9 protein-coding genes are annotated in these 12537 nt (G+C 69.9%); 6 read left to right on the forward strand and 3 right to left on the reverse strand.

The features are described from left to right. Positions 1 to 78: 78 nt before the first annotated feature. Together F7Q99_RS39790 and F7Q99_RS39795 are read right to left on the reverse strand one after the other, a co-directional pair. A complete protein-coding gene (locus F7Q99_RS39790; protein ID WP_230211364.1) occupies positions 79 to 3123 on the reverse strand; it encodes an AfsR/SARP family transcriptional regulator in 3045 nt (1014 codons plus the stop codon). Positions 3124 to 3427: 304 nt separating this feature from the next. After that, positions 3428 to 3868 (reverse strand): nuclear transport factor 2 family protein, encoded by a 441-nt coding sequence (locus F7Q99_RS39795; protein WP_153472329.1) that lies wholly within the window; start codon positions 3866 to 3868, stop codon positions 3428 to 3430. Between the two features lie 122 nt (positions 3869 to 3990). Here F7Q99_RS39795 and F7Q99_RS39800 point away from each other — a divergent pair, with 122 nt between their 5' ends. Further along, the gene (locus F7Q99_RS39800; RefSeq protein WP_153472332.1) at positions 3991 to 4563 is read left to right on the forward strand and encodes a TetR/AcrR family transcriptional regulator; all 573 of its coding nucleotides are present in this window, start codon (positions 3991 to 3993) and stop codon (positions 4561 to 4563) included. Positions 4564 to 4916: 353 nt separating this feature from the next. On the opposite strand, the gene F7Q99_RS39805 is transcribed toward F7Q99_RS39800, so the two are convergent. Beyond that, the gene (locus F7Q99_RS39805; RefSeq protein ID WP_195911441.1) at positions 4917 to 5444 is read right to left on the reverse strand and encodes a DUF6328 family protein; all 528 of its coding nucleotides are present in this window, start codon (positions 5442 to 5444) and stop codon (positions 4917 to 4919) included. 381 nt (positions 5445 to 5825) lie between these two features. On the opposite strand from F7Q99_RS39805, the gene F7Q99_RS39810 reads away from it, so the two are divergent. The 5 genes from F7Q99_RS39810 to F7Q99_RS39830 all read left to right on the forward strand — a co-directional run bounded on the left by F7Q99_RS39810 (position 5826) and on the right by F7Q99_RS39830 (position 11575). Continuing rightward, positions 5826 to 6377, forward strand: a complete 552-nt coding sequence (locus F7Q99_RS39810) for a YciI family protein (RefSeq protein WP_153472335.1) — start codon at positions 5826 to 5828, stop codon at positions 6375 to 6377. Between the two features lie 185 nt (positions 6378 to 6562). After that, complete coding sequence (locus F7Q99_RS39815) at positions 6563 to 6928, forward strand: hypothetical protein (RefSeq protein WP_153468317.1); 366 nt, start codon at positions 6563 to 6565, stop codon at positions 6926 to 6928. Positions 6929 to 7904: 976 nt separating this feature from the next. Further along, positions 7905 to 8999 (forward strand): sugar ABC transporter substrate-binding protein, encoded by a 1095-nt coding sequence (locus tag F7Q99_RS39820; RefSeq protein ID WP_153468314.1) that lies wholly within the window; start codon positions 7905 to 7907, stop codon positions 8997 to 8999. A 45-nt stretch (positions 9000 to 9044) separates the two neighbouring features. Beyond that, positions 9045 to 9830: an ATP-binding cassette domain-containing protein gene (locus F7Q99_RS39825; RefSeq protein ID WP_326847411.1), complete on the forward strand. Its 786-nt coding sequence runs from the start codon at positions 9045 to 9047 to the stop codon at positions 9828 to 9830. 518 nt (positions 9831 to 10348) lie between these two features. After that, positions 10349 to 11575 carry a sugar ABC transporter permease gene (locus F7Q99_RS39830; protein ID WP_407697906.1) on the forward strand — a complete coding sequence of 409 codons (1227 nt, stop codon included), beginning with the start codon at positions 10349 to 10351 and terminating at the stop codon, positions 11573 to 11575. Positions 11576 to 12537 lie beyond the last annotated feature (962 nt).

The raw sequence follows: 12537 nt of genomic DNA on the forward strand, positions 1-12537 counted from the left end.
CATGAAGGTCTGGAACAACACCGGTTCCTGACCCAAGCGGGTCACTGCCCGCCGGGGCCGCCGCCTGGCCACGGCGGGCTACGCGACGTCGACCACGTAGCCGGCCGTCGGCTCGCCGGCCGTGTCGGGTGTGTCGGCCGCGCCGTCCAGCCGGGCCGTCAACCGCCGTACGTGCCCGGCGTCGGGCAGCCCGAGCCGTCTGAACAGCGCCTCCGCGCTGCGCAGTTGATCGCGGGCCTGGTCAATGTGGCCGAGGTCGGCGAGCGTCCGGGCGGTGACCACCAGAGCGTGCCCCTGGTCCCGCTCGGCGGAGAGCGTCCGGCAATCGGCCAGCGCGTGCCGAGCCTGTTCGAGGGCCTCCTCGTGACGGCCCAGCAGGCGCAGGGTGTCGGCCAGGCGGCAGCGGGCCTGTGCCTCGCGCAGCGGGATCCCCGCGGCCTGGCAGATCCGCAGGCACTCCTCCAGCACGGTGACGGCCTGCTGGTACTCGCCGAGCTCGTGTGAGGCCAGACCGAGGACGTAGAGCGCGTAGGACAGGCCGGTCCACTCCTCCGCGGCGGTCAGGCCCGGCAGCAGCCTGCGGCAGGCGGCGGCGGCCTCGGCGGGCCGGCCGTCCCGTACCTGGGCGAGCGCGGAGTTGAGCGCGGTCGCGGTCTGCCCGGCGCGGTGGCCCAGCGCCCTGGCCAGCGAGTTCGCCTCGTCGTAGAGGCGCACCGCCTCCTGGTAGCGGTGCTGGTACTGGGCGAGCACGCCCAGGTCGTTCAGTGCCTGTTGCAGCACCACCACGTCGCCGCCGGCCCGGCAGGCGTCGGCCGCCCGCCGACTGTGCTCGCAGGCCTCCTCGAGGCGGGCCGCCTGTACGGCGAGGTTGCCGCGGATGAACTCGGCGCGGCCGAGCGAGCGCTGGTCGCCGAGCGCGGCAGCGGCCGCGGACACCGCCGTTGCGGCGCCGGTGAGGCGTTCGTAGCAAGGGTCGGTGTCGAACGGGCTGAGCGTGACCAGCAGGTCGGCGGCGATCCGCACGTCCTCGACCGACGCCGCCCGGTCGGCCGTCGCCAGGACCGCGGTGATCGCCGCCTCGAACTCCTCGGCCACCCAGTCGGCGGCCGCGTTGGCGTCCTCGAAGGTCAGGGCCGGGGCGAGCACGGGGGTGAGCGCGGTGCCGATCGGGTCGCCGGGCACCAGCTGCTGGAAGGCCGCGGTCGCGCTCGCCAGCAGGAAGTGCAGCTGGCGGCGCAGCGCCGTGGCCTGCTCCTCGGGCCCGTGGTGCGGGCTGTCGTCCGGTCCGCCGTCCGGGCCGCCGATCTGCAGCGCGAAGACCCGCAGCAGGTCGTGGTAGCGGTAGCGGCCGGGCCGTGGGGCGGTGACCATGCCGGCGTCGACCAGCGACTCCAGCAGGTCCTCGGCGCGGCGCCTCCCGACCCCCAGCACGGCCGCCGCCGCCGGTACGCCGACGTCCGGCCGGCAGACCGCCGCGATCACCCGGAACGCGTCGGCCTGCTCCGCCGTCAACTGGCGGTAGCCCCACTCGAAGGCGCCCGCCACGGCCAGGTCGCCCAGGCGCAGCTCGGCCATCCGGTCCTGCTCCGCGGCCAGCCGGGCGGCCAGCCGGGCCACCGTCCAGGCCGGGCGCGAGGCCAGCCGGGCCGCCACGATCCGCACCGCCAGCGGGAGCCGGCCGCAGTGGTGGATCAGCTCGCCGGCGGCCGCCGGGTCGGCCGCGACCCGCTCGGTGCCGGCCGTGCGGGCCAGCAGGTCGCGGGCCTCGTCCACGCTGAACACGTCCAGGTCGACCTGGACGGCGGTGGCCAGGCCGAACAGCCGGGCACGGCCGGTCACCAGGACGGCGCACCGGGCCGAGCCGGGCAGCAGCGGCCGGACCTGGGCGGCGTCCCTGGCGTTGTCGAGCAGGATCAGCACCCGCCGGGCGTCCAGCAGTGAGCGGAAGAGCCGGGCCCGGTCCTCCAGCGACTCGGGTACCGCGCCCGGCGAGATGCCGAGGGCGGTCAGGAAGCTGGCCAGCAGCACGTTCGGGTCGGCCGGCGCGTCCTGGTCACCACGCAGGTCCGCGTACAGCTGACCGTCGGGGAAGCCGGCGCGCAGCCGGTGGGCGACCCGCAGGGCCAGCGCCGTCTTGCCCACCCCGCCCATCCCGGAGACCGCCGCGATGGGCAGTACGGCGTCCCCGGCCGGCTCCCGCACCGCCGCGGCCAGTGCCGCGTGCAGCGCCTCCAGCTCCGCCTCTCGTCCGGTGAAGTCGACGGTGTCGGCCGGAAGTTGAGCTGGTATCAGGACTGGCTGCGGGGTCGGTTGCAGGGCCGGCGCGTCGCGCGTGGCGATGGTGGTGGCGGCCGTACCCAGGAGGGCCGGGTCGTTGCGCAGGATCCGCTGGTGGATCTCGCGCAGCTCCGGTCCCGGGTCGACGCCCAGCTCCTCGGCGAGCAGCCGTCGGGCCCGGTCGAAGAGGGCCAGCGCGTCGGCCTGGCAGCCGCTCTGGTAGAGCGCCCGCATCAGCAGGGTGTACGGCCGCTCGCGCAGCGGGTGTTCGGCGGTGAGGTCGCGCAGCACCGGGATGGCCAGGGCGGTGTCGCCCAGCTCCAGGTCCAGGCCGCAGCGCTCCTCCAGCAGGCTGATCCGCAGCTCGCCGAGCCGGGTGCGCTGCTGCTCGGCGAACGGTCCGGGCACCCCCGTCAGTGGTTCGCCGCCCCACAGCTCCAGTGCCTCGGCGAACAGGCGGCGCACCTGCGCGGGGTCCTCGCCGGCGCGGGCCGCGCCGATCGCCGCCGCGGCCAGCTTCTCCATCCGCAGCGCGTCCACGGCCCCGGCCGGCACGACCGTGCGGTAGCCGTCGCGCACCGAGGTCAGGATCGCCGGGGCGTCGTGGTCGTGTTCCAGAGCCTTGCGCCACCGCCAGGCGTAGGTGCGCAGCATGGCGGACGCACTGGCCGGGGCCTCGTCCCCCCACAGCGCCTCGATGAGTTCGCCGGCACTGGCCGCCCGGCCGTCGCGCAGCAGCAGTGCGGCCATCATCGCCTGCTGCAGGGGCGACCCGACCGGTAGCGCCTCGTCCCCGTGCTGCGCCCGCATGGCACCCAGCAGGAAGAACCGGACGGGATGGATCATGGACAGCAGTCCCCTCGTGCGTGACGCCCAAACGTCTCGGTGAGGGCCCGGAGCTGCCATTTCCGATGCGCGGCCCGGGTTCCCCGCCTCCCCGAGAGGCGTCATTATTCGTATTAGTAGCACACCGTTGACATGGCGCCGCGACACCGTGATTGAGACGTCTGGCACAGCGTCAACGTTCATCCGTGATCGATGGCTGTCCTGCCGTCACCCTTGTGAAATGAGTGCCGATCGGGTCCCAAAGGGAGTGTGGGAAAGTGGACGGGCTTTGCCTCACTGGAAATGCGGACCTCCTGCACTCGCGCTACCTGCCTTCCAGTGCCGCCACCAGCTGCGGCAGGTTGTCGCCTCCCACGATGAGGGCCAAGTGGTCGTGGAAGTCCCGGCTGCTGACGATCAGACCGTCACGAACCCGCAGCACCTGGATGTTGGCGGCGTCGAAGGTCCGCCCGGTCACCCGGTGGTGCACCCGGTAGTCCCACTCGGCGACGATCACTTCCGGGTTGTCGGTCTCCCGGATCACCACGTTCGTCGCGGTCAGCTCGACGGGTGAGAGCGCGGCGACCTGGGCGAACCGCTCCCTGAGCACGGCGCGACCTTGGAACCGGCGCGGTCCGACCGGCTCGAAGACGGTCTCAACCACGGCGTCCTCGGCATAGAGCTCTGCCAGCTCCGAGAACCGCCCGGCAGTGATGCCGTCGAGCAGCTTCCGGAACACTTCGCGCGGTGACTGCGGCTCGGACATGGCCAACCTCCGGCAGGAAAACCGCCGCTAGAATCGGACTAGCGACTCCGGTTTTCAACGATACGGACTGCCGACTCCGGTTGTCCAGGCGGCTCCGCCGCCTACGGGAAGAGGTGAAGGGGATGAGCGGCGCTCAGGAGCGCCCGCTGCGGGCGGACGCGGCCCGCAACCGGGCCAGGCTGCTGGACGTTGCCACGGAGGTGTTCACCACCCGCGGCGTCGGCGTGCCGACCGAGGAGATCGCCCGGGCCGCCGGGGTCGGGGTGGGCACGCTCTTCCGGCACTTCCCGACCAAGGAGGCGCTGCTGGAGGCGGTGATGGTGCGCAGGCTGGAGACCATGGCGGCCCGGACCGTACAGCTGGCCGCCGAGTCCGAACCCGCCGAGGCCTTCTTCGATTGCTTCCGGCTGCTGATCGACCAGTCCGTCGGCAAGAGCGACTTCGTCCAGGCACTGGCCGCGGGCGGAGTGGACGTGCACTCGGCCCTGCAGGAACCGAGCATGGCAATCCAGGCCCAGTTGGGCGAACTCCTGACCGGCGCGCAACAGGCAGGAGCGGTCCGCCCGGATCTGGGCCTACCGGAGCTCCTTGCCCTGCTCGCCGGAACCAGCAAGGCGATGGAACAGCTCAAAGCGGACCCGGCTGCCCGGGAACGGATCTTCGAGGTGGTCTTCCAGGGCCTGCGGCCGTGCTGACGGCCGGGCGGCGGCGCGGCTCTCGTGAAGGCCGGAGGCCCCGCCGATCAGCGGGACGTCCCACGGACTTCGGCGGGTGCACACACGGGCACGGTAGAGGGCGCCGGCCGACCACCAGGGGGTGAGCCGCCCATACCCTGCCGTTCGCCTGGACGGCCCGCCGGCGCCGCGCGCCCGCTGGCCGCCGCGTTCACGCCCACCGACATGGCCAGCGGTAGTTGCGCGGGGCGTATCTGCCAGGGGGAGTGGAACAGGTGATCGAGGCGGACGGCTCGCTCCAGGCCGGCCTGCGCCCAGGTGATGGACGACGCCGGCTCACCCCGCCGGCCGCGGCAGCCGCCGTCGCGAATCGGTCACTGCCGGTCGCGCAGAAGACGGCGCACCGTCCAGGGCAGGACGAACCACAGCAAGCCGAAGACCAGTGCGACGACGGCGGTGATCGCCGCCGCGAGCGCCGCCCCGAGCACGACGTCCAGGACCAGCAGGACAGCGCCGGTCAACGCGGACGCGAGCAGCAACAGCCCCGCCTGGGCGATGCGGGCGGAGACGGTCACGATCTGTGCCTTGCCCGGGTGGCGGTACAGACCGCGGTGCAGCGCGACCGGGGTGGCGAGGACGGCGGAGGAGAGGACGGCCAGCAGCAGGGTGGCGACGTAGATGTCCTGCTGGGCGTCCGTGAGTTCGGAAAAGCGCGGGGTGAAGGCCACGCCGAGCAGGAACGCGAAGACGATCTGCACACCGGTCTGCAGCACCCGCAGCTCCTGCAGCAACTCCACCAGGCGCCGGTCGGCCCTGACCGCAGGGTTCTCCCACCCCGGCGGCGGCGCGGCCGGCCGGGGCTGCGGGTCGGGCTGAGGCTGCGGAGACGGCGTGCCGGTCATGAGTCCCATTGTGCTGGCTTGCGCCCGGCGGGACCGGGCGGGAGACCCTGCACCACCGCTGCGCCGGTCCTCGCCCCGGCCGCGATCCACGCGGCACAGCCCAAGACGATCCGTACCATGCGCCCGGACGATGCGGACCACGGCAACCTGCGGCGTCGCCGTCGGCGACCACGCCCGCCCTGCGAGCTCACCCGCCACCCTGTTCGGAGGCCCTCACCCACGGCGCCGACTGCCTCCCACCTCGCCCTGTCCTCGGTGTCGACGAGCCAGACCGCCATCCGCTGCGCGGAGTGGGCATGCGTGTCTCTGGACAAGGCCGGCGAGTAGCCATCACTGCGAAACCCCCTCGACCTGGTGACCTCCTGAAGAGATCCTTCGGCCATGGAGTTCCTCTGCTACCACCGCGACCGGCCCGACTCCGTAGCCCTGCGCGGCGAGCTACTGGAAGAGCACTGGTCCTACATGGACCGGTACGCGGAAGAGATGATCGCCCGCGGCCCGACCCTCGACGAAAGCGGCAACACACCCACCGGAAGCGTGCACATCGTCGACCTGCCCGGCCCCGCCGCCGCCCGCGCGTTCGCCTTCGAGGAGCCCGGCTACCAGGCCGGCGTGTACCGGGATGTGCTGCTGCGGCGCTGGCGCAACCTGCTGGGGCGCACCATGTGGGACTTCCCCGGTGGCCGAACCGGCGGCAACCGGTACCTGGTACTCGGCCTCGGTTCGGGGCAGGCCGTCGACCTCACGGTGCCGCCCGACCGGCGCGAACTGATCGCCTACGGGCCGCTGTTGTCCGACGACGGCGCCACCTGGCTGGGCACGGCGGCGTTGGTCCGGGCACCGGAGCCGGAGGCGGCACGCGCCCTCCTGACGCTGGACCGGTACGCCGACATCGAAGTGCACAACTGGCAGTTCGGCGGGCGGCCGTCGTAACCCGGAACGCCTGGCCGAGGTTGCTGCGGAAGCCCTTGATCGCTCAGCCTCCTCGTCCCGGACGCCCGCCGATCGGCGGTGTGGCTGTGGTCCCTGTCGGGTGTCAGGGACTGGTGTGGTTGGTGTGTTTCTAGGCTGGTGTGTGTTGGTGGTTGGTTCAGCGCTTTGGTGAGGGAGGACGATTCATGCGTGGGTTGGTGCGTGCTGTTGCGGTGGTGGGTTTGGCGGTTGGGGTGGTGGCGGGTGTCGGGGTTGGTGGTGCGGGTGCGGTGGGTGGTTCGTGGGCGGGTTGTCCGTGGGGTGCGGTGTGTGTCTATCCGCAGGGTCAGGATCCGGCGGTGAGTCCGAGTGAGGTGTTCTGGAGCTACGGTGCTCACAATCTGAGTAATCAGTTCGGGAGTCACTGGGTGCTGAACAATCAGTCGGGTGGTGCTCATGCGCGGCTGTGTCGGGGGTCGGGTGGTGTCGACTGTGTCTATGACATGGCGGCGCAGAACGGGGTGTGGTTCGACCTGGGTCCGGTCAATTCGATCACGCTGGATCGTCCTTGATATTCGGCAACTCGGTGTTGCTGAATGGTTTCTGACGTTTCATCACTGAGGCCTGGTGGCTGTGGTTGAGGGGTGTCCGTCGCTCGGGGGGGAGCGGCGGGCGCCCCTTGTTTCGTGTGTTCGGGCGCGTGTCTGGGTGTGTGGGCCGGGTGGTGTCGTGTGATCTGACGTTCCGTCAGGTTGTGAAGGGGTGTCCCGGGCTGTTCCTGCAGCCTCCCTTCCGCCTCCCGGTCGCCCCTTTCGCCTCCGTCTCTCTTCCCCCTCTTTCGTGTCCGGTCGCCTTCCGTCGCGCTGTCCTGTCGGTCTTTTCGTCCCTTTGGTCTGTCTTTCACGGTCTTGTGGCGTTCCTTGTGTCTCGCTGTGCTCTTCGCCCCTCCTCCTTCCGTGGTCCTGTCGTCTTTCTGTGTCTTCCTGTGGTCTCTGTCCCGCCGCCTCCGTGTGTTGTCCGGTTGTCCTGGTGCCCGGTCGTCTTCCTGCGTCTTCCTGCGTCTTCCTGCGTCTTCCTGCGTCTTGTTGTGTCTTGTTGTGTCTTGTTGTGGTTGTCGTGTGTCTTGCGGCGGTTCCCGCTGGCCCTCTTCTGTTGTGCTGTCGCGGTTCTGCTGGTGTCGTGTCGTGGTGCTTCGGTGGTCGTCGTCGCCGTCCTTGTGTTGTCGTGTTGTCTTCCGCTGGCGCTGCCCTGCCGTCTTGCTGCCCTGCTGTGCTGCTGTGTTGCCGTCTTGCTGTGTTGCTGTGGTGCTGTGTTGCTGTGGTGTTGCTGTCTTCTTCCTGCTTGTCGTGTCGTGCTGGTGGGGTGGTGGGGGGTGGGTGTTTGGAGGTTTCTCCAGGTTTGGGTTTCGGGTGAGCGTTCGGGAAGATAACGAATGGAGGTGGATTGGGGGCTGGTTGGTTTTACTTGTTGACGTCATGGGTGTGGGCGGGTTTAACTCCCCCCACTCCGCCGCAGTGTCGCGGCGATGTCTGGGAGAGGGACCTGTTCATGAACGCTTCGATGCGTCGTGCTGTTATCGCCGTTACGGGTGTTTCGCTGGCGTTGTCCATGGCCGCGTGTGGTAAGGCGGGGGGTGACAAGGCGGGTGCGGCGGCTTCGGGGGACAGTAAGTCGATTGGTCTGCTGCTGCCGGAGAACGCCTCGTCGACGCGGTATGAGTCGTTCGACCGGCCGTTCATCGAGGCGAAGGTGAAGGCGCTGTGTGCGGACTGCAACGTGTTGTACAACAACGCGGAGGGTAGTGCCGCGAAGCAGAAGCAGCAGTTCGACACTCTGATCGCGCAGGGTGTGAAGGTGATCGTGCTGGATGCCTTCGATGCGAAGTCGACGCAGAGCTGGGTGCAGGAGGCGGCGGCGAAGGGTGTGAAGGTGGTCTCCTATGACCGTCTGGCCACCGGTCCGGTCGCGGCCTACGTGTCGTTCGACAACGAGAAGGTCGGCGAGCTGCAGGGTCAGGCGCTGGTGGACGCGCTGGGCGCGCAGGCCGCGGACGCGAACATCGTCATGATCAACGGTGATGAGGCGGACCCGAACGCGGGGCAGTTCAAGGCGGGGGCGCACAAGGTCCTCGACGCGAAGGTGAAGAAGGTCGTCTACGAGCAGTCGGGTGAGTGGAAGCCGACGGTCGCGGGTCAGAAGATCGGGGCTGCGGTCACCCAGCTCGGTAAGACGGGTTTCCAGGCGGTGTACTCGGCGAACGACGGTATGGCGGGTGCGATCATCACGCAGCTGCAGGCCGCGGGGATCAAGGTTCCGGTCGGTGGGCAGGACGCGGGTCTGGACGCGATCCAGCGGATCGTGAACGGTGACCAGGCGTACACGATTTACAAGGCGTACCGGCCGCTGGCGGACAGTGCCGCGGAGCTGGCGGTGGATCTGCTGCAGGGCAAGGACGTGAAGTCGGTCGCCTCGGCGAGTGTGGACAGTGCCACCGACAAGGGTATTGCGGCCAAGCTCCTGGAGCCGAAGGTCGTGACGAAGGCGAACATCAACGACACTGTCGTCGCCGACGGCCTGTACAAGGCGGCGGACATCTGCACGGCCGACTACGCGGCCGCGTGTGCCGGTGCGGGTCTCAAGTAGGGCCGTCCGGCCTTGAAGTCCCCCTCCCCCGAGAAGAAGGTTCATGTGACAGGCGCACCCGTCCTGCAGCTGCGCGCGGTCTCCAAGCGCTTCGGTGCCGTTCAGGCTCTCACCGATGTGGATCTCACGGTCCACGCGGGTGAGGTCGTTGCCCTGGTGGGTGACAACGGTGCCGGGAAGTCCACTCTCGTCAAGACGATCGCGGGTGTTCACCCGATCGACGAGGGCACCATCACCTGGCACGGTGACCCGGTGCGTCTGACGCGTCCTCAGGACGCGCAGACGCTCGGTATCGCCACCGTGTATCAGGATCTCGCCCTGTGTGACAACCTCGATGTGGTCGCCAATCTGTTCCTCGGCCGTGAGAAGCGGTCGCGGGGTCTGCTGGACGAGACGGCGATGGAGCAGCGCGCTCGTGAGCTCCTGGACACCCTGTCGATCCGGATTCCGAGTGTGAGGATCCCGGTGGCGGCGCTGTCCGGTGGGCAGCGTCAGGTGGTGGCGATCGCGCGGGCGCTGGTGGGCGACCCGTCGATCGTCATCCTCGACGAGCCGACCGCGGCGCTGGGTGTCGAGCAGACCGCTCAGGTCCTCGATCTCGTGGAGCGGCTGCGGGCCCGGGGGTTGGGGGTCATTCTCATCAGTCACAACATGGCCGACGTGCGGGCGGTGGCCGATACGGTCGCCGTGCTGCGTCTGGGCCGTAACAACGGTGTGTTCTCCGTTGCCGACACCACTCAGGAACAGATCATTTCCGCGATCACCGGTGCGACTGACAATGCTGTCACCCGTCGCCAGGCCCGCCTCACCGAGGAGGAGGACGCCGCATGAGCACTCCCGCCACTCCCGCTGGAGCCACCACGGCGGCCGAGGCCGCCACTTCGGCTGAGGCCACGGCCTCCGTCCCGGTCCAGGCTGCCACCTCCGCCGAGGCCACCACCTCTGCCGAGGCCGCCGCCTCCGCCGAGGCCGCCGCCTCCGCCGAGGCCGCCGCCCCGGCTGGGGCCACCGCCCCGGCTGGGGCCACCGCCCCGGCTGAGGCTGCTGCTTCTGCCGAGGCGGGCGTCGCGGCGCCTGCTGGCGCCGAGGACACCTCCGCGACGCTTGCTGCCGAGGCCGCCGCCCCGGTGGAGGCCGGTGCCTCCGCTGAGGCTGCCGTCTCTGGTGAGGTTGCTGTTCCGGCTGAGGCTGCCGTCTCTGTTGAGGCCGGTACGTCGGCTGAGGCCACCGCCTCGGTCAAGGCTGCTGTCCCGGCGAAGGCCGGCGCCTCCGCGGCGCCCGCTGCCGCCTCCGCTGAGGCTGCTACCTCTGTTGAGGCTGCTGCTTCGGCTGGGGTTGCTGGTTCTGGGGTGTCTGCTGCTGATCCGCGTTTGTTGGTGCGTTCGGCGGGTCTGAAGGGTTATCTGGATGAGCTGCGGCGGCGTTTGTCGGGGGGTGAGCTCGGTTCTGCGCCGGTGGTGATCGGTCTTGCGCTGATCGCGGTCATTTTCCAGAGTGTCACCGGGCATTTCCTTCAGGCTGACAACCTTACGAACATCACGAAGTACATTGCCGGGCCGGGGTTGATCGCGGTCGGTGTGGTGTTCGTTCTTCTGCTGGGTGAGATCGATCTGTCGCTCGGTTCGCTGGCCGGTGTGTGTGCGGCGGTCTCATCGGTGCTTGCGGTGCGTCAGGGTGTGAACGAGTGGCTTGCGGTTGCCGCGGGCCTGGCTGTGGTGTGTGCGATGGGCGCGCTGCACGGTTTCTTCTTCGCTCGTGTCGGTGTGCCGGCTCTGGTGGTCACGCTTGCCGGCATGCTCGCGTGGAGTGGTCTGCAGGATTACGTTCTCGGGGATCTCGGCACGATCAACAACCGTCATGACGGTCTCATCGCTTCCCTCGACACCGCGTTCCTCGGCGATGGTGATGTCGCCTACGCGTGGGCGTTGGCGGTCCTGGCCCCGGCCCTGTACGTGCTGGCGCAGCTGCGGACCGCTCGCCGGCGTGCGGCGGCCGGTCTCACCGCCCGCCCGGTCGGTGACATCGCGCTGCGGACGGGGGCGCTGGCGGCGCTGACGCTGCCGCTGGCCTACACGCTGAACCAGGACCGCGGTCTGCCCCTGCCGCTGGTCGTTCTGGTCGGTGTCGTCGTCCTCACGGACTTCGTGCTGCGGCGTACCGCGTACGGGCGGCAGGTTTTCGCGGTCGGTGGTGGTGTGGAGGCGGCTCGTCGTGCGGGTATCAACGTCGCGTGGGTGCGGATCTCGGTCTACATGATCTCCGCGGCGCTGGCGGGGCTGGGCGGTCTGTTCATCGCCTCGCAGCAGGGTTCGGCCGACAAGATGCTGGGTGGTGGCAACGTGCTGATGAGCGCGATCGCCGCGGCCGTGATCGGCGGCACGAGCCTGTTCGGTGGGCGCGGCAAGACGTGGTCGGCGCTGCTGGGCATTCTGGTGATCCAGTCGATCACCACCGGTCTGGACATGGTGCATGCCGCGCAGGCCATCCAGTACATGATCACCGGCGCTGTGCTGCTGGCCGCGGTCGTCCTCGACTCGGTCTCGCGCCGCACCCGCGCCAGCGCCGCCCGCACCTGAGGCACCAACACCTGAGGCACCTCGCCTGAGGCGCCTGGCGTCTGGATGGTGCAGCGGTGGCGTAGTGGGCCCGTCCGATCTCTCGTGGATCGGGCGGGCCCGGTTGCGTTTTCGCGCTTTGGCGGGTGTCTGCTGTTCGTGTTCCCGGCGGCTTCTGGGAGCGCATGGCCCGGCTGCTTTCGGAGCGGTCGTCCCGCGGTCGTCGTCGTCCCGGGTGGCTGCCGGTGCCGGACGGGTGGCTGCCGGTGGCGGACTGGGTGGCTGCCGGTGGCGGACTGGGTGGCGCTGGCGGGCATTGTGTGCGTGCTGCGCGGGGCAGTGGTCTGGTGTGACGGTCCCGGTTTAGGTGGTGGGCTGCTCGGGGGTGAGCGTCTGGCGTGGGTTGCGGGACTGGGCCGGGGCCGGCCAACGGTGGCGCTCGATGTGACATCGTCGCCCGGGGTGATGCGTCGGGCGTTCCTGTGATGCGGGGCGCCGCGCACTCGCGGTGGCACGTTGGCTGGTCCCCGCTGCGCGCTTGCTGGCTCGACCGGGTCGAGCTGTTCTTGGGTCGTCCGAGTAGGCCTTGAGCCGACCACGGGTGGTGACGGCCTGTTGACCGCCTCGCGGAGTCCGTGTCCGGACCATATCGGGTTGTTGACGCCCGCTGCCGGGCCGTGCTGGCGTCCGGGGACGCCTGATGGGTCACCAGGGCGCTGGTGGGGCGGCGGTGTGCGGGTCGGGCGTTGACCTGTCATCCGTCGGCGTGGAATCCCGGCGTGGTACGGCTCGTCGACAGGCGGTCAATGCGGCTCGGTGCCGCGTGGAGGTTCACCTGGTTCCAGGCCCGCGCGGGGCAGCAGGGCGCCGCGCGGCCTGGCATCGCGTCGGGTGGGCGGCCGTCGCGGTATCCGCTGGGATGATTGTCGCGAAGGACGTCGAACGCTGGAGCGTGTCTGGCAATTGATCGTGTGCTCCAGTGC

The sequence above is a fragment of the Streptomyces kaniharaensis genome, assembly GCF_009569385.1.
Classification (GTDB): Bacteria; Actinomycetota; Actinomycetes; order Streptomycetales; family Streptomycetaceae; genus Kitasatospora; species Kitasatospora kaniharaensis.